General features: G+C 61.4%; 16 protein-coding genes. 4 read left to right on the forward strand and 12 right to left on the reverse strand.

What is annotated here, in order from left to right; all coding sequences use genetic code 11:
- Position 1 precedes the first annotated feature (1 nt).
- From rpoD to ACRWA7_RS12500, 4 genes are all read right to left on the reverse strand, one after another.
- On the reverse strand, positions 2-2,653 hold the full coding sequence (gene rpoD / locus ACRWA7_RS12485; protein ID WP_438391298.1) for an RNA polymerase sigma factor RpoD: 2,652 nt from the start codon (positions 2,651-2,653) through the stop codon (positions 2-4).
- A gap of 82 nt (positions 2,654-2,735) precedes the next feature.
- On the reverse strand, positions 2,736-4,616 hold the full coding sequence (gene dnaG, locus ACRWA7_RS12490; RefSeq protein ID WP_438391300.1) for a DNA primase: 1,881 nt from the start codon (positions 4,614-4,616) through the stop codon (positions 2,736-2,738).
- Positions 4,617-4,640: 24 nt separating this feature from the next.
- On the reverse strand, positions 4,641-5,096 hold the full coding sequence (locus tag ACRWA7_RS12495; RefSeq protein WP_060818502.1) for a GatB/YqeY domain-containing protein: 456 nt from the start codon (positions 5,094-5,096) through the stop codon (positions 4,641-4,643).
- Positions 5,097-5,480: 384 nt separating this feature from the next.
- Complete coding sequence (locus tag ACRWA7_RS12500; protein WP_438391301.1) at positions 5,481-6,692, reverse strand: NAD(P)/FAD-dependent oxidoreductase; 1,212 nt, start codon at positions 6,690-6,692, stop codon at positions 5,481-5,483.
- A gap of 112 nt (positions 6,693-6,804) precedes the next feature.
- Here ACRWA7_RS12500 and tsaD point away from each other — a divergent pair, with 112 nt between their 5' ends.
- A complete protein-coding gene (gene tsaD, locus ACRWA7_RS12505; RefSeq protein WP_438391302.1) occupies positions 6,805-7,833 on the forward strand; it encodes a tRNA (adenosine(37)-N6)-threonylcarbamoyltransferase complex transferase subunit TsaD in 1,029 nt (342 codons plus the stop codon).
- A gap of 13 nt (positions 7,834-7,846) precedes the next feature.
- On the opposite strand, the gene folE2 is transcribed toward tsaD, so the two are convergent.
- The 4 genes from folE2 to ACRWA7_RS12525 all read right to left on the reverse strand — a co-directional run bounded on the left by folE2 (position 7,847) and on the right by ACRWA7_RS12525 (position 11,989).
- Positions 7,847-8,653 (reverse strand): GTP cyclohydrolase FolE2, encoded by an 807-nt coding sequence (folE2, locus tag ACRWA7_RS12510; RefSeq protein WP_438391303.1) that lies wholly within the window; start codon positions 8,651-8,653, stop codon positions 7,847-7,849.
- A gap of 112 nt (positions 8,654-8,765) precedes the next feature.
- Positions 8,766-10,694, reverse strand: a complete 1,929-nt coding sequence (gene dxs / locus ACRWA7_RS12515; RefSeq protein ID WP_438391304.1) for a 1-deoxy-D-xylulose-5-phosphate synthase — start codon at positions 10,692-10,694, stop codon at positions 8,766-8,768.
- Between the two features lie 87 nt (positions 10,695-10,781).
- Complete coding sequence (locus ACRWA7_RS12520) at positions 10,782-11,681, reverse strand: polyprenyl synthetase family protein (protein WP_438391305.1); 900 nt, start codon at positions 11,679-11,681, stop codon at positions 10,782-10,784.
- The gene (locus tag ACRWA7_RS12525; RefSeq protein ID WP_060818497.1) at positions 11,678-11,989 is read right to left on the reverse strand and encodes an exodeoxyribonuclease VII small subunit; all 312 of its coding nucleotides are present in this window, start codon (positions 11,987-11,989) and stop codon (positions 11,678-11,680) included. The genes ACRWA7_RS12520 and ACRWA7_RS12525 overlap by 4 nt, the downstream gene beginning before the upstream one ends.
- Positions 11,990-12,287: 298 nt before the next feature.
- On the opposite strand from ACRWA7_RS12525, the gene ACRWA7_RS12530 reads away from it, so the two are divergent.
- Positions 12,288-13,394, forward strand: coding sequence for an aromatic ring-hydroxylating oxygenase subunit alpha (locus ACRWA7_RS12530; RefSeq protein ID WP_438391306.1), 1,107 nt, complete (start codon positions 12,288-12,290; stop codon positions 13,392-13,394).
- Between the two features lie 130 nt (positions 13,395-13,524).
- The gene (locus tag ACRWA7_RS12535; RefSeq protein WP_438391307.1) at positions 13,525-14,394 is read left to right on the forward strand and encodes a sulfurtransferase; all 870 of its coding nucleotides are present in this window, start codon (positions 13,525-13,527) and stop codon (positions 14,392-14,394) included.
- Between the two features lie 45 nt (positions 14,395-14,439).
- Here the strand turns inward: ACRWA7_RS12535 and ACRWA7_RS12540 are convergent, their stop codons facing one another.
- The 3 genes from ACRWA7_RS12540 to polA all read right to left on the reverse strand — a co-directional run bounded on the left by ACRWA7_RS12540 (position 14,440) and on the right by polA (position 19,675).
- Positions 14,440-15,315: a dienelactone hydrolase family protein gene (locus ACRWA7_RS12540; protein ID WP_438391308.1), complete on the reverse strand. Its 876-nt coding sequence runs from the start codon at positions 15,313-15,315 to the stop codon at positions 14,440-14,442.
- A 231-nt stretch (positions 15,316-15,546) separates the two neighbouring features.
- A complete protein-coding gene (locus tag ACRWA7_RS12545) occupies positions 15,547-16,905 on the reverse strand; it encodes an NAD(P)/FAD-dependent oxidoreductase (protein ID WP_438391309.1) in 1,359 nt (452 codons plus the stop codon).
- A 31-nt stretch (positions 16,906-16,936) separates the two neighbouring features.
- Positions 16,937-19,675, reverse strand: coding sequence for a DNA polymerase I (gene polA, locus ACRWA7_RS12550; RefSeq protein WP_438391310.1), 2,739 nt, complete (start codon positions 19,673-19,675; stop codon positions 16,937-16,939).
- Between the two features lies 1 nt (position 19,676).
- On the opposite strand from polA, the gene ACRWA7_RS12555 reads away from it, so the two are divergent.
- The gene (locus ACRWA7_RS12555) at positions 19,677-20,426 is read left to right on the forward strand and encodes a TIGR00730 family Rossman fold protein (protein ID WP_060818492.1); all 750 of its coding nucleotides are present in this window, start codon (positions 19,677-19,679) and stop codon (positions 20,424-20,426) included.
- A 62-nt stretch (positions 20,427-20,488) separates the two neighbouring features.
- On the opposite strand, the gene ACRWA7_RS12560 is transcribed toward ACRWA7_RS12555, so the two are convergent.
- Positions 20,489-22,021 carry an AMP nucleosidase gene (locus ACRWA7_RS12560; protein WP_438392775.1) on the reverse strand — a complete coding sequence of 511 codons (1,533 nt, stop codon included), beginning with the start codon at positions 22,019-22,021 and terminating at the stop codon, positions 20,489-20,491.
- Positions 22,022-22,211: the final 190 nt, after the last annotated feature.

The raw sequence follows: 22,211 nt of genomic DNA on the forward strand, positions 1-22,211 counted from the left end.
ATCAATTCCCTTCAAGGAACGACTTCAGCTTGTCCGAACGGCTCGGATGGCGGAGCTTGCGCAACGCCTTCGCTTCGATCTGGCGAATCCGTTCACGCGTCACGTCGAACTGCTTGCCCACTTCTTCAAGCGTATGGTCCGTACTCATCTCAATACCGAAACGCATGCGCAGCACCTTCGCTTCGCGCGGCGTCAGTGAATCGAGCACGTCCTTCACCACGTCACGCATGCTGGCGTGCAAGGCGGCGTCGGCGGGGGCGACCGTGTTCGTATCTTCGATGAAATCTCCCAGATGCGAATCGTCGTCGTCACCGATCGGCGTTTCCATGGAGATCGGTTCCTTCGCGATCTTCATGATCTTGCGGATCTTGTCTTCCGGCATTTCCATCTTTTCGGCAAGCGTCGCCGGATCCGGCTCAAGACCGGTTTCCTGCAGGATCTGCCGCGAAATACGGTTCATCTTGTTGATCGTTTCGATCATGTGAACCGGAATCCGGATGGTGCGCGCCTGATCGGCAATCGAACGCGTGATGGCCTGGCGAATCCACCACGTGGCATACGTCGAGAACTTGTAGCCGCGCCGATATTCGAACTTGTCCACGGCCTTCATCAAGCCGATATTGCCCTCCTGGATCAGGTCGAGGAACTGCAAACCGCGGTTCGTGTATTTCTTCGCAATCGAAATTACGAGACGCAAATTTGCTTCCGTCATCTCGCGCTTTGCCTGACGCGCCTTCAGTTCACCCGCCGCCATCTGGCGATTGGTTTCCTTCAGGTCCTTGAGCGGCAACACAACGCGCGCCTGCAAGTCGAGCAGACGCTGTTGCTGCTCACGAATCGCCGGGACGTTGCGCGCGAGGATCACGCTGTATCCATGATTCTCGGCGACCACTTTTTCCGACCATTCGAGATCCGTCTCGCTACCCGGAAAACGCGCGATGAACTCCGCGCGCGGCATGCCGCATTTATCGACGACGGTATGCAGGATCTGACGTTCCACCTGGCGCACTTCGTCCACTTGCGCCCGCAGCGTATCGCACAGACGTTCGACCGTGCGCGCCGTGAAGCGAATGGTCATCAGCTCGCTTTGAATGGCTTCTTGCGCCTTCAGATAAGCCTTCGACTTGTAGCCTTCCTTCTCATAGGCGCGGCGCATCTTGTCGAACCATTCGCTGATCAGCGAGAACTTCTCGAGCGACGCGCGCTTGAGCGCTTCCAGTTGCGCGGCGTTGGCGTTGGCTTGCGCCGTGCTCTCGTCGACTTCTTCCTCGTCCTCGTTGCTTTCCTCAGCTTCCTCTTCGTCCTCGCTTTCAATGGCTTCCGCTTCCTGCTCGGAGAAACCATCGGCATCGGCGGCGTTCGGGTCGATCAAGCCGTCCACCAGCTCGTCCACGCGCGTTTCCTCGTTTTGCACGCGCTCGGCCATGGCAAGAATGTCGGCGATAGTCGTGGGGCACGCCGAAATAGCCATCACCATGTGCTTGAGGCCATCTTCAATACGCTTCGCGATCTCGATTTCGCCTTCGCGCGTCAGCAGTTCGACCGTTCCCATTTCACGCATGTACATGCGCACCGGATCGGTCGTACGACCAAATTCGGAATCCACGGTGGACAGCGCGACTTCGGCTTCTTCCTCAACTTCGTCATCCGACGACGCCGCCGGCGCGTTGTCGTTGAGCAGCAGCGTCTCAGCGTCCGGCGCCTGCTCGTAGACAGCCACGCCCATGTCGTTGAAGGTACTGATGATCCCTTCAATAGCTTCCGTTTCCGTGAAGTTATCGGGCAGGTGGTCGTTGATTTCCGCGTAAGTCAGGAAACCGCGTTCCTTGCCGAGCTTGATCAGCGCGCGCAGCTTCGCACGGCGCTCTTCAAGCTCTTCCACCGTGCCGGGCGCGCTCGAGGCAAATGCGTCCTTCAGCAGCGCTTTTTCCTTCGCGCGGCGGTCGCGCGCCTTGACCTTTTCGACCTTGGCGGGAGGCGCGGCTACGGCATCCGCTGCGGGCACCGCAGGCTCGGCCTGGACGTTTTGCGCGTTTTGCGTTGCGTCGTCATCGACGGGTACTTCGTTCAGCTTTTTCGTCATGGAGTTCGCCGTACCGGCATTAGTCTCGACTCGCGGCTGCTGGACGACAGCCGATGGAACCGTGGATACTGAATGTGCGCGCGCTGCCTCGTCCTGCGTCGACACGACTTTCCGGGCACTACGCCGTCCGGGGTCCTGCGCCGGACCCCGCTTCACGACGCGCATGCGAGTCTGCTTCGACTCCTGCTTCGTGACGCGTTTCCGGCCCGCATTAGCAGCCGCTTCCGTTGCACTCGCTTGCTTGCCGGCCGAACTTCCGGCCTTCCCCGCCTCGCCCGCCACACCTGACTGGCCGGAAATCCTGCCGGCCCGACCTGTCGACTGACCCAGCGTCTTTTTGCCTGGCGGCCTGACGGCTTTCGCCGCCCTGGCCGGCCCCGCACTCACCGCCGATGCAACCGAGCCTTGCTTCTTAGTGCCCAACGCAGGCGAACTGAAAGGTGACTGAATGACTGCCGCACGGTTTTTGGACGCTCCGGAGGAAGGAACTGACCGGCTCTGGGCCACTGCCCGTCTTGACTCGTTCGAGCCACGTGCCGTTGTTTTCTTCCCGCTAGCAGTCTTAACCATGCGTGTCTCACCTCTTTTCGCAAATGAGCACAAAAGTCAAAAAAACAACTTGCTGAAAACCTTTAATTGTAGCATGCAAGATTTATATGTCCCGACTCACCCCACGTGCCGCCTTGATTTGAGCAGCTTTAACCGATAATTCCGAAAATTCGGCAATTTCTTCTGCCGTCAAGCTGGCTTGCTGCGCCAGTTGATCCAGCCGGCTTCGATAACTATCCTGCCGAAGCTTCACGACGGTTGCCTGCAACTCTTCCGCCAGATGCTTTTTTTGCTCCTGAACGCGCTCGTTCGCCGCTTCATCGGCGGGATCGCGCATCAGCAGGTCTCGTACATTTTCATCATAGGCGAGAATTTCCTGGAAGATATCCTCGTAAGTCGCCGCGTTTGCGGCATTGCGCAACAGATCCGACAACATCTGGAATTCCGCCGCCTCGCCCAATTCCCGCGCGTGCCCGATCACCTCGCTGAACAATTCGCCGTGCTCCGTCATGGTCACGAGCGACTGCTCGCTTTCATGATCGAGCGTTGTATAGATGGACGGATACATCACCAGATTGCGCAACGCGCGTTGCTCATGTCCTTTCACGCGCCGCCGTTCGCTCTTGGGCAACGCGGCCCGGGCAACCGCCGCCGCGCGTGAATCGATATCGCACAATGCCGCAATTTCACCAAACGGCGTATTCAGCCGATCGGCCAGCATGTGCAGGATCTGCACGCGCAGTGCGTTGGCCGGCAGCGCCTGCAGCAACGGCTTAGCGTCGAACAGCGCCTTGGCGCGGCCTTCGGGCTGGTCGAGTTCCTTGTCGTTCAGGATCTCGTTGAGCAGAAACTGCGACAGCGGCATGGCGTGGTCGATCTGTTCGCCAAACCCGTCCGCGCCGAACTCACGCACGTAACTGTCCGGATCATGTTCTTTCGGCAAGAACAAAAAGCGGATCGTGCGGTTGTCCGCGGCATGCGGCAGGCAGGCTTCCAGCGCCCGGCGCGCCGCGCGGCGGCCTGCGGAATCCCCGTCGAAGCTGAACACCACGGTTTCGGTCTGACGAAACAGCTTTTGAACGTGGACTGGCGTGCAAGCGGTGCCGAGCGTGGCAACCGCGTTTGCAAAACCAAGCTGGGCGAGCGCGACGACATCCATATACCCTTCGACGACCAGCACGTAGCCAAGTTCGCGAATCGCAAGCCGCGCTTCGAACAGCCCGTATAGCTCGCTACCTTTGCTGAATAGCGGCGTTTCCGGCGAATTCAGATATTTGGGTTCGCCGCCATCGAGCACGCGTCCGCCAAAACCGATCACGTTGCCCTTCACGTTGCGAATAGGGAACATCACGCGTTCGCGGAAGCGGTCGTATCGGCGGGATTGGCCCTGGTTGTCGTTTTTTTCGCTGACGATCACCAGTCCTGCTTCGACCAGGTTGTCGTTCTTGTAATCCGGAAACGCGCTTTCCAGGTTCTGCCAGCCATCCGGCGCATAGCCGAGTCCGAAGCGCAGCGCGATCTCACCGGTGAGCCCACGCTTTTTCAGATATTCAATGGCGCCAGGCGCCCCGCGCAATTGCTTCCTGTAAAAGTCGCACGCAGTCTGCATGACCTCGGTCAATGCAACGCTGACCGCCTTGCTCGGTGCGGGCGAGTAAGCTTCGCCACCTGACCCGCCCCCAAGCCGCGACGGTTCTTGCGGAACCGTCAAGCCGACCGATTGGGCCAGTTCCTGTACGGCTTCGGGGAAAGTGAGCGCCGTGTGCTCCATGAGAAAGCTGATCGCCGTGCCGTGCGCGCCGCAGCCGAAGCAGTGATAGAACTGCTTGGTCGGGCTGACTGTGAATGACGGGCTTTTCTCGTTATGGAACGGGCACAGGCCCATGAAATTCGCGCCACCTTTCTTCAACTGGACGAACCTGCCCACCACGTCGACAATATCGACGCGGTTCAGCAAGTCCTGAAGAAACGAATGCGGAATCACTAAATTGGGTCTTTTGCGATGTCTTTATGAAGCCTGTTTGGCGAGCGCCGCTTTCACGAGGCCCGATACCGCCGTCATGTCGGCACGGCCGGCAAGCTTTGGCTTGAGCACGCCCATCACCTTGCCCATGTCCTGCGGGCCCGCGGCGCCGGTCGCCGCCACGGCAGCCTGGATCTCGGCGTTGATGTCGTCGGCCGATAACTGCTCAGGCATGTAGGCAGCCAGGACGCCCAGCTCGGATTGCTCCTTCACTACGAGGTCGTCGCGTCCGGCGGTCTGGAACTGGCTGATGGAGTCCTTGCGCTGCTTGATCATCTTGTCGATGACAGCCGTGATCGCCGCGTCGTCCAGCGTGATGCGCTCATCGACTTCGCGCTGCTTGATCGCCGCCAGCAATAGCCGGATGGTCCCGAGGCGCTCGGTTTCGCGCGCGCGCATCGCGGTTTTCATGTCGTCGGTGATCTGGTCTTTAAGGCTCATTGCTTGGGAACTCTGCTGATGCTGTGTTGAAAATATCCGGCCGTTCACGGCTCAATGCAAAAACCCGCTTGGGACGTTTCCTCAAGCGGGATCATGAACAGGATGTTGCGAATGCTTGTCAAGCGGGCTCGCGCAGCGCCGGACGCGCGGGTTCAGCGCGGTTTCGGAAGGGATCGAATTGTCTTTCATGGATCACCACCCCGTTTGCACTTGATTTGCGCTCGGACTGCTTGCTTTGCGCCGATTGCCGCTATGAACGAAGCAGTATAGCAGGTCGAAAACAGGATTTCTAAGCCGGGAACGCGCTTTCCCCTTACCGGATGCTACAAGCGAAAACCATGCTGGTCATGGGTTTGCGGCATCGAGCACCCGCCTCGTGCACGTTCAGGCGCGAACCTGTTCGGCCGCCGCCTTGCCCGCCGCCGCACCCGACGCCCATGCCCACTGGAAGTTATATCCGCCGAGCCAGCCGGTGACGTCGACGGCCTCGCCGATAAAATACAAACCCGCAACGCGCGCGCTCATCATGGTGGCCGACGAGAGCTCGCGCGTGTCCACGCCGCCGCGCGTGACTTCGGCTTTCCGGTAGCCTTCCGTGCCGTTGGGCGTGAGCGTCCAGCGCGACAGGGATTCGCCGAGCCGGCGCAGCGTTTTGTCGGGGAGATCGGCGAGACGGGCATCCGCCGGCACGCGCTGAACGTCCAGCCAGGTTTGCGCGAGGCGCGCCGGAACTCGTTCCGCGAGGAACGTGCCGACCTGCTTGCGCGATTCGCGCTTGGCGGCGATCAAGTCGCCGGTGGCATCGGTTCCGGGAAGCAAATCGATGCAGATCGGCTCCGACGGATTCCAGTAGCTCGAAATCTGCAGCACGCCCGGACCGGATAAACCGCGATGCGTAAGCAGAAGATCCTCGGCGAATTCGGTACGCTGGCGTCCGGTTCCGGCGCTCAATTCCACGGGCACGGACAACCCAGACAACGCCGCGAACGGCTCCCAGTCGGCGGGTGCGAAGGTGAGCGGCACGAGGGCGGGCCGGGTATCGACGAGCTTGTGGCCGAACTGCTTGGCCACGCGATAAGCGAAGTCCGTTGCGCCGATCTTCGGGATGGACAAACCGCCGGTCGCCACCACAAGCGCCGCAGAGGAGATCGCGCCCGCGGTGGTCGCGAGCGTGAAGCGGGCGCCGTCGTGACTGATCGTCTCAATGGTTACCGGCCGCCGCCAGGTCACACCGCCCGCGTCGCATTCGCTTTTCAGGACCTGGATGATCGACTCGCTGGAGTCATTGCAGAAAAGCTGGCCTTTGTGTTTCTCATGCCATGCCACGCGATGCCGCTTGAGCAGCGCGAGAAAATCCTGTGGTGTATAGCGGGCGAGCGCGGAGCGGCAAAAGTGCGGATTCGCCGATAAAAAATTGGCCGGCCCGGCGTTGATGTTCGTGAAGTTGCAGCGGCCGCCGCCGGAAATGCGGATCTTTTCCGCAAGCCGTTCGGCATGGTCGATCAACACCACTCGACGGCCGTTTTGCGCGGCCACGGCGGCGCACATCATGCCCGCAGCGCCCGCGCCGATGACAGCAATATCGTAAGTTTCCATGGCGCGCATTGTAGCGTTTTGATCACCGGGCGACGGCCCGGCCGGCATGAGCGGCAACGCGCCCCGCTGGTATACTGTTTTGCTGCACCAAAAACCCGGAAACCCCCACGCCATGCTTGTTTTAGGCATTGAAAGTTCCTGCGACGAAACCGGCCTCGCCCTCTACGACACCGAGCGCGGCCTGCTTTCGCACGCACTGCATTCGCAGATCGCCATGCATCGGGAATATGGCGGTGTGGTGCCCGAGCTGGCTTCCCGTGACCATGTCCGCCGCGCGTTGCCGCTGCTCGAACAGGTCATGGCCGAAGCCGGAACGGCTCCCGCCGACATCGATGCGATCGCGTTCACGCAAGGCCCCGGCCTCGCCGGCGCGCTGCTGGTCGGCGCGAGCGTGGCGAATGCTTTGGCCATGGCTTGGGATCTGCCGGCTGTCGGCATTCATCACCTTGAAGGACATCTGCTGTCGCCGCTGCTGGTGAGCAAACCGCCGCCGTTCCCGTTCGTTGCGCTGCTGGTATCGGGTGGACACACGCAGTTGATGCGGGTCACGGACGTCGGCGAGTACGAAACGCTCGGCGAGACGCTGGACGACGCCGCCGGCGAAGCCTTCGACAAAACCGCGAAGCTTTTGGGTCTCGGCTATCCTGGCGGCCCGGAAGTCTCACGGCTGGCTGAATTCGGCACGCCGGGCGCCGTGAAACTGCCCCGCCCGATGCTGCATTCCGGTGATCTCGACTTCAGTTTCAGCGGATTGAAAACGGCGGTGCTCACGCACAGCCGCAAGCTTGGCGCGAACGTCTGCGAGCAATCGAAGGCGGATCTGGCGCGCGGTTTTGTCGATGCCGCCGTCGACGTGCTGACGGCAAAATCCATCGCGGCATTGAAACAGACTGGCTTGAAACGGCTGGTGGTGGCGGGCGGCGTGGGCGCGAACCGGCAATTACGCGAGGCGCTCTCTGCAGCCGCGAAAAAGCGGCGCTTCGAAGTGCACTACCCCGACCTGTCGCTATGTACCGATAACGGCGCCATGATCGCGCTAGCCGGTGCGTTGAGGCTCGCGCGCTGGCCCGATCAGGCTGTGCGCAACTACGCGTTCACGGTAAAGCCGCGCTGGGATTTGACGTCGCTCGCGGCGGCGTAGATCTTAGAAAAATTCAGGAAACCCGCTTGTCGCGCTCGATCACCGCGTAGGCGCTGTGATTGTGGATGGACTCGAAGTTCTCCGCTTCCAGCACATACGCCAGGATTCGCTCGTCGGCATTCAGGCGCGTGGCGACATCGCGAACCAGATCTTCTACGAACTTCGGGTTCTCGTAGGCACGCTCAGTCACGAACTTCTCGTCGGGCCGTTTCAACAAACCCCACAACTCGCACGACGCCTCTTCTTCCGCAATCCGGATCAGGTCTTCAATGGCCAGATCGCCCGTGAACTCGGCGCTGATGGTCACGTGCGAGCGCTGGTTATGCGCGCCGTACTGCGAAATCTGCTTCGAGCACGGGCACAGGCTTGTCACCGGCACGAGCACCTTGAGTGACACACGCGTCTCGCCCGCGCGCATCTCGCCGGTCAGCGTGACCTCGTAATCCATGAGGCTTTGAACGCCCGAAACCGGCGCGGTCTTCATGACGAAATACGGAAACGACACCTCGATACGACCCGAATGCGCCTCGAGCTTGAGAAGCATCGCGGCGAGCATCGTCCGGAAAGCGGCCTGGTCGAGCGGTGCGCGATGTTCGTCGAGCAACGCGACGAAACGCGACATATGCGTGCCTTTCTGGTCGGCGGGAAGATGCACGTCCAGATTCCAGACGCCCACGCCCGGCTGCAGTTCGCCAGTCGATGTCCGGACGGTCAGCGGATATCGAACCGCTTTTACGCCCACACGCTGAATCGGGATTTGCCGGATGTCGAGCGAACTCTGGACATCGGGCATTGCAAAGGCGGGATTCATCTGGTTCATTGTGTTTCCTTGTCCGTCGCGCGGTTTTTGGTCTGTGGCGCGCGAGGATGCATGCGTGGACGCAATCCGGCGGACGTCCCCGACGTCCGCCGTGGCACTGCATTCATCAAGTTCAGGCGACGCGTTTCGTCAGCTTGCCTGTGTTGTTCTCGACTTCGCGCGATACGGCGTCGTTGAGAAAACGCTCGCGGATCGACTTGGCGATACCCGCGCCGTCCAGCCCGCACGACGCCAGCAACTTGACCGGATCGCCGTGATCGATGAACACGTCCGGCAGCCCAAGCTGCAGCACCGGTTTCACGACGGAACTCGCCAGCAGGCTTTCCACGCAGGCCGAGCCCGCGCCGCCCATGATCGCGCCTTCCTCGACGGTCACGAGGAAATCGTGGGTTGCGGCCAGTTCGCGCAGCAATTGCGCATCGACCGGCTTGACGAAACGCATGTTGGCGACCGTGGCGTCCAGTTCCTCGGCGGCGGCCAGCGCCGGGGCGACCATCGTGCCGAATGCAAGAATGGCGATACGCGTGCCGGAGCCGGCCTGCTGCGTCGATTCACGGCGGATTTCGCCCTTGCCGAGTGGAATGGCGGTCATCTTCTTGACCGTCTTCACGCCCGTACCCGCGCCGCGCGGATATCGCACGGACGTGGGATTCGGCTGCTGCAGCGCCGTATAGAGCATCTGGCGGCATTCGTTTTCGTCCGACGCGGCCATTACCGTCATATTCGGTATGCAGCGCAGGAACGCGAGATCGTAGTTACCAGCGTGAGTCGCGCCGTCCGCGCCAACCAGACCCGCCCGGTCGATGGCGAACACCACCGGCAGGTTCTGCAACGCCACGTCGTGAATCAACTGGTCGTACGCGCGCTGCAGGAAAGTGGAATAAATCGCGACGACAGGGCGCATGCCATCGGCGGCGAGCCCGCCCGCGAACGTCACGGCATGTTGTTCGGCGATGCCGACATCGAAATAGCGATCCGGAAAGCGTTTCTCGAACTCCACCATGCCCGAGCCTTCGCGCATGGCCGGCGTAATGCCGACGACGCGGGAATCCTGCTCGGCGGCGTCGCAGAGCCACTCGCCGAAAACTTGCGTATACGTTTTCTTCGATGGCGCCGCAGACGGCTTGATCCCTTCAGCCGGATTGAACTTGCCGGGACCGTGATACAGGACCGGATCGGCTTCGGCGAGCTTGTAGCCCTGCCCCTTCTTGGTCACCACATGCAGGAATTGCGGGCCGCGCAGTTCCTTGATGTTCTGCAGTGTCGGAATCAGCGATTCGAGATCGTGACCGTCAATTGGCCCGATGTAGTTGAAACCGAATTCCTCGAACAACGTGGCCGGCACGATCATGCCCTTCGCGTGTTCCTCGAGCTTGCGGGCGAGGTCGAGCATGGGTGGCGCGACCCGCAGCACCCGTTCGACGCCGGCGCGCGCCGCCGCATAGAACCGGCCCGACATCAGGCGCGCCAGATGGCGATTCAACGCGCCGACCGGCGGCGAGATGGACATGTCGTTGTCGTTCAGGATCACGAGCAGCGGCACGTCGTCGGCCACGCCTGCATTGTTCATGGCTTCGAAGGCCATGCCGGCAGTCATGGCGCCGTCGCCGATCACCGCGATGGAATAGCGGTTGTCGCCCTGCAGCTTGCTCGCGATCGCCATGCCAAGCGCCGCCGAAATGGACGTGCTGGAGTGCGCTGTGCCGAACGTATCGTATTTCGATTCGCTGCGGCGCGGAAAGCCGGAAATCCCGCCGGCCTGGCGCAGCGTTTTCATCTGGTCGCGGCGTCCCGTCAGGATCTTGTGCGGATAAGTCTGATGACCGACGTCCCAGACAATGCGGTCATTCGGGGTATCGAACACGTAATGGAGCGCGATCGTGAGCTCGACCGTTCCGAGATTCGACGACAAATGCCCGCCCGTCTGCGACACGCTGTCGAGCACGTAGGCACGCAGCTCTTCGGCCAGCGGTTTTAGTTCGTGGCGGTCCAGCGCGCGCAATGCGGCCGGATCGTCGATAGTTTTCAGCAAGTCGTACATCGTCGTCCCATTTTAGGAAAACTGGCGAAAGCCGGTCAGTCCGCAAGCATCTTGCACGCCCGCCGGTTTCGCGTTTTATCGTATGTTTCAGTGCACCCGGTTCACAACCAGGTCGGCCAGTTCGCCCAGCCGGGCGGCCCGCGGGCCATACGGCGAGCCAAACGGCGCCAGCGCAGCGTGGGCGTCACGCCCAAGTTGGGCTGCCAGTTCGCGCGATGCATCGAGCCCGATGATCGACACGTACGTCGGTTTGTCGTCCTTCGCGTCCTTGCCCGCCGTCTTGCCGAGCGTGGCCGAGTCGGCGGTGACGTCCAGAATGTCATCCACCACCTGAAACGCCAGGCCGACTGCGGCCGCGTAGGCGTCGAGCGCGCTCATGGCGGCCGCATCCGGCGCTTCGCCACAGAGTGCGCCCATTCGCACGGCCGCGCGCAGCAAGGCGCCGGTTTTCTTTCTGTGCATGGTTTCGAGCTCGGGGCGCGACAGCTTGCGCCCGACGCTCTCCAGGTCGATGGCCTGCCCGCCCGCCATGCCCACGGACCCGCTTGCGAGCGCCAATTCGCGCGTAAGCGCGGCCTGCTGGGCGGCGCTCAAGCCGTTATTGTCCGCCGTCAGCGCGACGAACGCCTGCGATTGCAGCGCGTCGCCAACAAGCAGTGCCGTCGCTTCGTCATATTGCACATGTACCGTTGGTTTTCCGCGACGCAAGGCGTCGTCGTCCATGGCCGGCATGTCGTCATGAACCAGCGAATACACGTGAATCATTTCAAGCGCGGCGCTCGCGGCTTCCAGCGCGGGCGCGGTTGCGCCGGTCAGCTCTCCGGCGGCGTGGCACAGGAGCGGGCGCACCCGCTTGCCGCCGCCGAGCACCGCGTAGCGCATCGCTTCGTGCAGTTTTGCGGGCGCGACGTCCGTGCCCGGCAGGTAATGTTCCAGCGCCGTTTCCACGCGATCGAGGCTCGCGCGCATCCATTGGTCGAAAGTCATAAGTCGTCCCCGTCATCTGCCGATGTGTCCGCGCCCTGGGTGGCACGCTGAACCTCGGCGGGCAGCGGTTTTAATGTGTCGCCATCGAGCACGCGAACCTGCTGCTCGACCTTTTCTAGTTGTTGCTGGCAAAAGCCGACGAGCGCCGCGCCGCGCCGGTACGCGGCAAGCGATTCCTCGAGGCTCAGCGCGCCGCCCTCCATGCGCGCCACAAGCCCCTCCAGTTCGGCCAGCGCCGTTTCGTAATTCTCCGGGAGCGGCGCGTTCTCCGCGCTAGCCGAGCCTTCCTGCGTTGCGGTCTTCGCCATGAATCGTGGGTGTAATGTCGGATTTTGGGAACAAGTCGGACATTCTACGGCAAAAGCCGCTTTTCCGGCCTCCACCGTGCGCTCACCCATGCCTGTGGCGCGTCTCAGGCTCCCAGCGCTCATCCTTGGGAATTCTCCGCAGTCCGGTAATTTTCCCGGAACTCTGCACCGGGATTTGACCCAAAACAAGTCACCGAACGCCCCATTGAAAGGGTTTTCGTTATAATTCGCGGTCTCCCTAAATCGAATTTTCGATGGTTGGGTTGTTCACTGCTTTCACGTCTTCACGGGAGTGGGAATGTCCAATCTGAGCAATGCATTGCAACTGAACGCCATTCACAGTCAGTTGCCAGTCACGGCTTACTTTGACGAAGCGCTTCTCAAGCGCGAAATCGACACGCTTTTCAACCGCGGTCCACGCTACATCGGGCACGAACTCATGGTGCCCGAGGCGGGAAGTTATTTTGCTTTGCCCGGCGAGGGCGAAGGGCGTCTGCTCGTCCGTAACAAACAGGACGAAATCGAGCTGTTGTCGAACGTGTGCCGCCACCGCCAGGCCATCATGCTGAACGGGCGCGGCACGGCGGAAAACATCGTCTGTCCGTTGCACCGCTGGACCTACGATCTCGACGGACAGTTGCTCGGGGCGCCGCATTTCGCCGACAAACCTTGCCTCAACCTTGGCAAGTCAACTTTGCAGAACTGGCAGGGGCTGCTGTTTGAAGCGAGCGGGCGCGACGTCGCGGCCGACCTCGCCCGGCTTGGGCCCGCCAGGCATTTCGACTTTTCGGGCTTCATGTTCGATCACGTCGAAGTGCACGAATGCAATTACAACTGGAAGAGTTTTATCGAGGTGTATCTCGAGGACTATCACGTGGCGCCGTTCCATCCGGGTCTGGGAAGCTTTGTTTCCTGCGACGACCTGACGTGGGAATTCGGCGACTGGTACAGCGTGCAGACAGTTGGCGTGCACAAGAATCTTGAGAAGCCGGGCAGCCCGATCTATCGCAAATGGCACGACGAGGTGTTGCGGTTCCGCGACGGCAAGCTGCCCGAATTTGGCGCGATCTGGATGGTGTATTACCCGGGCATCATGATCGAGTGGTATCCGCACGTGCTGGTGGTGTCGTGGCTCATCCCGCAAGGGCCGCAAAAGACCACCAACATTGTGGAGTTTTATTATCCTGAGGAAATCGCGCTGTTCGAGCGCGAGTTCATCGAAGCCGAGCGAGCCGCGTATATGGAAACGGCGCGCGAGGACGACGAAATCGCCGAACGCATGGATGCCGGCAGGCGCGCGCTGATGAATCGCGGCGAGTCGCAAGTCGGGCCGTACCAGAGTCCGATGGAATCCGGCATGCAGCACTTTCACGAGTTCTTGCGCCGGCAGTTGGGCGAGATTTGAGGGTGATGCGGTTTTGTTAAGAAAGACGGGCTTTGGCCCGTCTTTTTTTGTTTAGACTTGAATCTTAAGTTTCGCAACGCGCCTTATGCCGCTTGAGCAACGGTGGCCGCGCGTTGCTTCGGGAGCCGTCATGCCGCACACGCACTACACCACGCTTATTTCCGCGGCCAATCTTGTCGAGCGCATTGCCGCCGCGCCTGGCAGCGTGTTCATTGTCGATTGCCGCTTCGACCTTGCCGCGCCCGATGCCGGTGAGGCCGCGTACGCGTCGGGGCATATTCCAGGCGCGCATTATCTGCATCTCGATCGCGACCTGTCCGGCGCGAAGACGGGGAAAAATGGTCGCCACCCGCTGCCGGAGCGCGCGGCGCTCGTCGCGAGGCTCAAGGAAATCGGCTTGAACGAAGGTCAGCAAGTGGTCGCCTACGACGCCCAGGGTGGCATGTACGCCGCCCGCCTGTGGTGGCTGCTGCGATGGCTCGGACACGACTCGGTCGCGCTGCTCGACGGCGGCCTGCAGGCATGGCAAGCGGTCGGCCAGCCGCTCGATGCCGAAATGCCGGCGGCGTCGACGGGCACGTTCAAGGCAGGCGCGCCGCTCGCTGTGACCATCGACGTGGATGGCGTCCTGCGCAATCTGAATACGCACGAGCGCGTGCTGATCGACGCCCGCGCGGCCGACCGGTATCGCGGGGAAAACGAGACGCTCGATGCCGTCGGTGGTCATATTCCCGGCGCGCTGAATCGCTTTTTCAAGGACAACCTAGGCGCCGATGGCCGCTTCAAGACCGCGCACGAATTGCGCGAGACGTTTCGCGCGCTGCTCGGCGCAACGCCGCCGGATCGCGTGGTGCTGCAATGCGGATCGGGCGTGACAGCCTGCCACAACGCACTGGCGATGGAAGTCGCCGGATTGCATGGCGCGGCGCTGTATCCGGGATCATGGAGCGAATGGAGCTCGGACGCATCGCGGCCAGTGGCGACGGGCGCGGCGGCATAGGCAATTGCACGCACCCGGTCCAGACGGATCAGGCGCGTGCGCGAGTCACTTGACCCCGTGCTCTTTGAACCACGCAAGCGCGCGCTTCCAGCCATCCTCGGCATCCGCTTTCCGGTAGCTCGGCCGGTAATCCGCGAAAAACGCATGCGGCGCGTCATCGTAGACAACGAACTGCGAGCCGCGCGCCACCTCCGGGCCGGTCGCAATCGCCTGCTTCATCTGGGCCAGCGTGTCCTGCGGAATGCTTTGATCGAGCTTGCCGTATAGACCGAGAACCGGCGCTTTCAGATTCGCGGCAAGGTCCAGCGGATTCGCGGGATTGTTCGCGGTCTTCGCGCCAGCAACGCGCCCATACCACGCCACCGCTGCCTTGATGCGCGGATTGCGCTCGGCATACAACCACGTGATCCGCCCGCCCCAGCAGAAACCCGTAATTCCCAGCCGGTTCAAATCGCCGCCGTTCTCGCCTGCCCACGCAACCGTTGAATCGATATCCGATAACACCTGTGCATCGGGCACCCTGGAGACGAGCTGGTCGTTGAGCTGTTGCATCGACGGATACTTCGATGCGTCGCCCTCACGCACGTAGAGGTCAGGCGCGACCGCGAGATAACCGAGCTTCGCGAAGCGGCGGCAGACATCGGCGATATGCTCGTGCACGCCAAAAATCTCATGAATCACGATGATCACCGGCAAGTGCGTCTTGCCTTTTGGCTGCGCGCGGTATGCGGGCACCAGCGTGCCGTCGGCGGCCTTGAAGCCTACCGGCCCAGCTTCGAGACCGTCGCTGTCGGTGATGATGGTTTGCGCGGAAACCGGCAAGACGCAGGCGGCAAACCCGCTGCCGACCGCCGCCTTGATGAACGTGCGGCGATTGAACGGAACATGCGGAACGAGGCTGTCGATTTCAGGCGTAAGCATGCAGAACTCCAGCGGCGTGGGGCCGCGAAGGGACGGCCGGCGGCGGCCAGAAGCGCACCGGACCATCCTGAACGGGTAAGCCCCTGTGCCGGGCTGATGCGCCTGGCAGCGAGGCACGGCAAGGATCTTGACTACGACCACGCCTTGAACGAAACCGCTTCCAAGGCGTGCCGCCCATTCTAAACAGCTTTACGCCGCCTGCTCACTTCTGCCCTGCCTGCTTGCGCAGCCTCAGTGCAGCTTGACCCGCGGCGCGGTGGAGCGCCGCAGCCAGTGCGCGACGGTATCGAGCGCCATGCGCGCCCAGCCGTGCAGTGCTGCAATGTGCATCCGGTAAAGCGACTGGTACATGAAGCGCGCAAAAAGCCCTTCAATCAGCATGTTCCCGCCGATCAACCCGCCCATCAGACTGCCGACCGCGCTGAAATGCCCAAGCGATACGAGCGAGCCGAAGTCCCGATACGTATAGTCGGGCAGCGGCTTGTCTTCGAGCCTTCGTTCCAGCGACTTCAGCAGGAAACTCGCTTGCTGATGCGCGGCTTGCGCGCGCGGCGGCACGTTCCGGCCTTCTTTCTCGCCGCCCGGCCACGCGCATGCAGCGCAATCGCCGAGGGCGAACACGTTGTCGTCGATTTCGGTCTGCAGCGTACGGCGCACAATAAGTTGGCCGAGGCGGTTGGTCGTGAGTCCGTCGAGATTGGACAATATGGCTGGGGCGCGAATGCCAGCCGCCCACACGGTCAGATCCGCCGCAATGGTCTTGCCGCTCGCCGTGCGGATCGCGCTGCGCGACACTTCCGCCACGGTTTCGCCGGTCATGAGACTGACGCCCAGTTTTGCCAGCAATTCGGCGGTCGCCGTGGACACACGCTCGGGCAGCGCGGGCAGGATGCGCGGGCCTGCTTCAATCAGCACGATGCCAATATCGTGTTTCGGATCGAGCTTATGCAGCCCGTAAGCGTGCAGCACCTGCGCGGTATTGCGCAATTCCGCCGATAACTCCACGCCCGTCGCGCCGCCGCCGACGATCGCGACCTGAACGCGAGGCTGCCTTGTCGCGGCATCGGCTGGACCGATGGTTTGCGGATCAGGCGCCCGGTATTCCGCGCGGATACACGCGGCGATCAACCGTTTGCGGAACAGTTCGGCTTGATCCACCGTATCCAGCGCGAGCGAATTTTCCTGCGCGCCCTGCACGCCGAAGAACGCGGTTGTACTGCCAATAGCCACGATCAGCGTGTCGTATTCCAGATCGCGCTGCGGCAACAATTCGCCGGCTTCGTCGTCGAGAAGCGCACCGAGCCTGACCTTCTTCGCGGTCCGGTCGATACCCAGCAGGTCGCCCTGCTGAAACTCGAAGCCATGCCAGCGCGCTTGCGCCGCATAGGGCAACTCCTGCGAGAACGGGTCCAGGCTGCCGGCCGCCACTTCATGCAGCAGCGGCTTCCAGATATGCGTGGAATTCCTGTCGATGAGCGTCACCTGCGCACGCGCCGCGCGCTTGCCATTGGCGCTGCCGAACTTGTCGCCAAGGCGCGTAGCCAGTTCCAACCCGCCCGCCCCGCCGCCGACGATTATGAAGCGATGCATTCAATTCTCCCGTGACATCATTGAAACCCGCTCAATGCGCTTCTTCCCAGTTGTTGCCCACGCCGACTTCGGCGACCAGCGGCACCTTCAGCTTCGCGACGCCACACATGAGTTCCGGCAGGCGTCGGCGCACTTCCGGCAATTCGGCTTCGGGCACCTCGAGCACGAGTTCGTCGTGGACCTGCATGATCATCCTGGTTTGTATCTTCGATGCTTCCAGCCAGTCCTGCACCGCGATCATGGACAGCTTGATCAGGTCCGCAGCCGTGCCCTGCATGGGCGCATTGATCGCCGCGCGCTCGGCGCCCTGCCGGCGCGGACCGCTGCCGCCATTGATCTCGGGCAACCACAGGCGCCGCCCGAACACCGTCTCCACGAAGCCATCGCGCTTTGCCTTCGTGCGCGTTTCGTCCATGTAGTTGGCCACGCCCGGATAGCGCTGGAAATATCTGTCGATATATAGCTTCGCCGCGTCGCGCGAGATGCCTATATTCGACGCCAGCCCGAACGCGCTCATGCCATAGATCAGCCCGAAGTTGATGACCTTCGCGATGCGCCGCTGATCGTTCGATACCTCGATGGGCGTCACGCCAAAAATCTCGGACGCCGTTGCCCGGTGCACATCCTCGCCCTCGGCAAACGAGCGCATGAGCGAAGGATCGCCGGAGATATGCGCCATGATCCGCAACTCGATCTGCGAGTAATCGGCTGAGACGATCTTGCTTCCCGGCGGCGCAATGAACGCCTCGCGAATGCGCCGTCCTTCGGCGGTCCGCACCGGAATGTTCTGCAAGTTCGGTTCATTCGATGACAACCGCCCCGTCACCGCGACAGCTTGTGCGTAGTTCGTATGCACCCGGCCAGTCTGCGCGTTGACCATGCGCGGCAGCTTGTCCGTGTACGTCGACTTCAGCTTCGACAAGCCGCGATGCTCGAGCAGGATCTTCGGCAACGGATAATCTTCCGCGAGCTTCTGCAGGACTTCTTCGTCGGTGGAAGGCGCGCCGCTCGGCGTTTTCTTGACCACCGGCAATTGCAGCTTCTCGAAGAAGATCTGGCCAATCTGCTTCGGCGATCCAAGATTGAATTCGCCGCCCGCGAGCATGTATGCCTCGGCTTCGAGCTGGATCAGACGCGTCGCGATCTGGCCGCTTTGCACGCGCAGCAACTCGCCGTCGATCAGTACGCCATTGCGCTCCATCTTGCGCAATACGCGCGAGGTCGGCATTTCTATATCGCGATACACATGGAGCAATTGCGGCTCGTCGGCGAGTTGCGGAAACAGCGCCTGATGCAGCCGCAATGTGATGTCCGCGTCTTCGGCCGCGTATGGCGCGGCCTGGTCCAGCGCGACTTCGTCGAAGCCGATCTGGGACGCGCCCTTGCCCGCGACCTCTTCATACTTGATGGTCTTCGCGCCCAGATGCCGCAGCGCAAGATTGTCCATGTCGTGCGGCCGGTGCGACTCCAGCACATACGACTGCAACAGCGTGTCGTGCTCGACGCCGTTCAACTCGATACCGTAGTTCGCGAGCACTTGCTCGTCGTACTTCAGATGCTGGCCGACCTTTTTCTTCGATGGATCCTCGAGCCACGATTTAAGCTTCTGCAGGACTTCGTCGCGCGGCAACTGCACGGGCGCGTCCGGACCGCGATGCGCCACCGGAATATAGGCCGCGCGTCCCGGCTCGACCGACACCGACAACCCCACGAGCTGCGCGAGCATGGGGTCGAGCGCGGTCGTTTCGGTATCGAAGGAAGTCAGTTCGGCGGCATTGATGCGTGCGAGCCATGCATCGAACTGTTCCCACGTCTGCACGGTTTCGTAATGCCGCTCCATTTCCGTGGCGGGCGCGGGCGGCGTGTCCGTGGGACCTTCCACCGCGTCGGCAATCTCGACTTCGCGCAGCCACGTCTTGAAGCCGTGGCGCGTGAACAGATCGCGCAGTTCGTCGCGCGCTTCAGGCCGCGACGGCAGTGTTTCTTCAATGGACGCGATCTGCGCCTTCAGGTCGCATTCCGTATGTACGGTAACGAGCTTTCTGGCCATGGGAAGGAAGTCCAGAGCTTGGCGCAGATTGTCTCCCACCGCACCTTTGATTTCGCTCGCATGTGCCACGATGCCATCAAGGGTTTCGTATTGTGTGAGCCACTTCAGCGCCGTCTTCGGTCCGCACTTCTCGACGCCCGGTACGTTATCGACCGTATCGCCGATGAGCGAGAGATAGTCGACGATCCGCTCCGGCGGCACGCCGAACTTACTCAGCACCCCGGCGCGATCGAGCGTCTCGTTGGACATCGTATTGATGAGGGTGACATGATCCGTCACGAGCTGCGCCAGATCCTTGTCGCCTGTCGACACGATAACCTTCATGCCGCGCTTTTCGGCAGCCACAGCAAGCGTGCCGATGACGTCGTCGGCCTCCACGCCTTCGATCATCACGAGCGGCCAGCCGAGCGCCCGCACGGTTTCGTGGATGGGTTCTATCTGCTTCGAAAGGTCATCGGGCATGGACGGCCGGTTGGCCTTGTAATCCGCGTACCAGTCGTCGCGAAACGTCTTGCCTTTGGCGTCGAATATGCACGCGCTATACTCTGCATTGATGTCCTTGCGCAGGCGCCGCAGCATGTTGATCATCCCGTACAGCGCGCCCGTTGGCCCGCCGTGCGGCCCGCGCAGATCCGGCATGGCATGGTAGGCCCGATACAGATAGCTGGATCCATCGACCAATAGCAGGGTCTTACCTTCAAGATTAGGTTCTTCAGGCATTATGAACAAAAGAAAAGTGATTCCGAGTCTGCGATCGCTCGCAGATCAAGAGCGCGCGACGGCCAAGAAGGCCCGCGCATCGTGGCAGATGTTCACGATTATGGCAGAGTTTATCGAGGCGACCGAGTACCTGTCCGAGATCCGCCCTGCCATCAGCATCTATGGTTCGGCGCGCCTGAAACCCGAGTCGCCGTACTACCAGCTCACCATTGAAATCGCGCAGAAATTCTCCGACGCAGGCTTCGCCGTGATCTCCGGCGGCGGCCCCGGCATCATGGAAGCCGCGAACAAGGGCGCGCATGCGGGCAAGTCGCCGTCGGTGGGATTGAACATCGAGTTGCCGCACGAGCAGTCGGGCAATCAGTGGCAGGATATCTCGCTGCGCTTTCGCCATTTCTTCACGCGCAAGGTCACGTTCGTGAAGAATTCGGACGCCGTGGTCGTCATGCCGGGCGGTTTCGGCACGCTTGACGAAATGGCCGAAGTGCTCACGCTGATCCAGACCAAGAAGTCGCGGCATGTTCCCATCGTGCTGGTAGGCGGCGAGTTCTGGGAAGGCCTGCTTTCGTGGTTCCGCAATACGCTCGTACCGAATGGCGTGATCAGCGCGAAAGACCTGGACCTGATGCAGGTCATCGACAATCCGGATCAGGTGCTCGAAGCGGTGCTGCAATTCTATGAAGACCGCGAGACGGCGGAAGAACAGCCGGCCGAAGGCAAGTCCGACGAAGACCGGATGTTCTATCTTTGATGGCTTGATGCGTGCACGGCAGGGGTTAGAAGCGGCTCCATAAACGGAGCCGCTTTTTGCGCTTACTGAAACGCGACTTCGGCGAAGCCGCGCAACTTCCGGCTATGCAGCTTCGACAGCCCGTTCATGCGCAGCAGTTCCATCGCCATTACGCCGATCTGCAAATGCTGGTCCACTTGCGCACGATAAAACTGATCCGCCATGCCGGGCAATTTCAGTTCGCCGTGCAGGGGTTTATCGGAGACACACAGCAGCGTTCCGTAAGGCACCCGGAAACGAAACCCGTTTGCCGCAATGGTCGCGCTTTCCATATCGAGCGCAATGGCGCGGCTCTGCGATAAACGCTGCACCGGCTCGCGATGATCGCGCAGTTCCCAGTTGCGGTTATCCACGCTCGCGACCGTTCCGGTGCGCATCACATGCTTGAGGTCCACGCCTTCGAGCTTGGTCACCTGCGCGACGGCTTTTTCCAGCGCCACCTGAACTTCCGCCAATGCGGGAATGGGAATCCAGAGCGGCAGGTCGGCATCGAGCACGTGGTCTTCGCGCACGTAACCATGCGCGAGCACGTAATCGCCAAGACGCTGCGTATTCCGTAATCCGGCGCAATGCCCAAGCATGATCCACGCATGCGGGCGCAACACGGCTATATGGTCCGTGATCGTCTTGGCGTTCGATGGCCCCACGCCAATATTGATCATCGTGATACCGCTGCCGTCCGCGCGTTTCAGGTGATACGCCGGCATTTGCGGCAAGCGCGCGGGCGCGACGCCTTGCGGTTCTTCCTGCAGATCGCCAAGGTTTTCATTTCCCGTGATCACGTCGCCGGGCTCGACAAACGACGTGTATTCGCTTCGATACTTCCGCGTTTCTTCATCGTCGGCCTTGGACATGATCTTGCGCCCGACCTTTACGAATTCATCGATATAAAACTGGTAGTTCGTATAAAGCACGTAGTTCTGCACGTGCGTGGGCGAAGTCGCGGTGTAATGCTTCAGCCGATGCAACGAGAAATCCACCCGCGCCGCCGTGAACAACGCCAGCGGATGCGGCTCGCCCGGACCCGGCTCATACGTGCCGTTCACAATGCGGTCGTCGAGCAGCGCGAGATCGGGCATGTCGAAGATATTGCGCATGGCGAGCAGCCGGTCGCGATCCAGATCGCCCTCCAGGTGAATGCCTTCGGCAAACGCAAAATGAATGGGAATGGGCTGCGCCGACACACCCACTTCAATGCCGACATGATGGTTCTTGGCGAGTAGCCGCAGTTGCTCACGATAATAATCGCCGAACATGTCGGGGCGCGTCAGCGTGGTTTCGAAGATACCCGGCCCGGCGACAAATCCGTACGAACGGCGTGAATCGATCTGCGTATTCAGTTCGGTGCGCACGCGCACGAACGGATAACACGCCCGCACGCGATGCGAAAACGGCTCGTTCTTCCTGTAGCGCGCGAAGGCGTCGCGCAAGAATGCCGTGTTGGCTTCATAGATGGCCGATACCCGCGCCACCGCGGCCACGGGGTCGTCGAACGATTCCGTGGGGAAGTTGTTGGCTGGGGTGGAATGGCTGGCTTGAGTCCGGTCGTTTGTCATGTTCTTCATGCGCTCTTGTGATGAATCGACATTAACACGGAAGAACCACGCGGCCATGAACACCCCTGCCACCGATGCGTTTCTTCAACACAATGAGCCGCCGCGCGGTGCTTTATTTGAAACCAGCGCAAAATGAGGTCGTGGAGACGGTTCAAAAGGCTATAAGCGTCCCTCAAGCGGGTGCGTTTTG

Origin of the sequence: Caballeronia sp. DA-9, from assembly GCF_051615025.1 — a bacterium.
In the GTDB taxonomy this organism is placed as follows: Bacteria; Pseudomonadota; Gammaproteobacteria; order Burkholderiales; family Burkholderiaceae; genus Caballeronia; species Caballeronia sordidicola.

Coding starts and splice junctions, on each gene's coding strand:
- rpoD (WP_438391298.1), bottom strand. CDS start 2,653: ATGGTTAAGACTGCTAGCGGGAAGAAAACAACGGCACGTGGCTCGAAC.
- ACRWA7_RS12495 (WP_060818502.1), bottom strand. CDS start 5,096: ATGAGCCTTAAAGACCAGATCACCGACGACATGAAAACCGCGATGCGC.
- ACRWA7_RS12500 (WP_438391301.1), bottom strand. CDS start 6,692: ATGGAAACTTACGATATTGCTGTCATCGGCGCGGGCGCTGCGGGCATG.
- tsaD (WP_438391302.1), top strand. CDS start 6,805: ATGCTTGTTTTAGGCATTGAAAGTTCCTGCGACGAAACCGGCCTCGCC.
- folE2 (WP_438391303.1), bottom strand. CDS start 8,653: ATGAACCAGATGAATCCCGCCTTTGCAATGCCCGATGTCCAGAGTTCG.
- dxs (WP_438391304.1), bottom strand. CDS start 10,694: ATGTACGACTTGCTGAAAACTATCGACGATCCGGCCGCATTGCGCGCG.
- ACRWA7_RS12520 (WP_438391305.1), bottom strand. CDS start 11,681: ATGACTTTCGACCAATGGATGCGCGCGAGCCTCGATCGCGTGGAAACG.
- ACRWA7_RS12525 (WP_060818497.1), bottom strand. CDS start 11,989: ATGGCGAAGACCGCAACGCAGGAAGGCTCGGCTAGCGCGGAGAACGCG.
- ACRWA7_RS12530 (WP_438391306.1), top strand. CDS start 12,288: ATGTCCAATCTGAGCAATGCATTGCAACTGAACGCCATTCACAGTCAG.
- ACRWA7_RS12535 (WP_438391307.1), top strand. CDS start 13,525: ATGCCGCACACGCACTACACCACGCTTATTTCCGCGGCCAATCTTGTC.
- ACRWA7_RS12540 (WP_438391308.1), bottom strand. CDS start 15,315: ATGCTTACGCCTGAAATCGACAGCCTCGTTCCGCATGTTCCGTTCAAT.
- ACRWA7_RS12545 (WP_438391309.1), bottom strand. CDS start 16,905: ATGCATCGCTTCATAATCGTCGGCGGCGGGGCGGGCGGGTTGGAACTG.
- polA (WP_438391310.1), bottom strand. CDS start 19,675: ATGCCTGAAGAACCTAATCTTGAAGGTAAGACCCTGCTATTGGTCGAT.
- ACRWA7_RS12555 (WP_060818492.1), top strand. CDS start 19,677: ATGAACAAAAGAAAAGTGATTCCGAGTCTGCGATCGCTCGCAGATCAA.
- ACRWA7_RS12560 (WP_438392775.1), bottom strand. CDS start 22,021: ATGACAAACGACCGGACTCAAGCCAGCCATTCCACCCCAGCCAACAAC.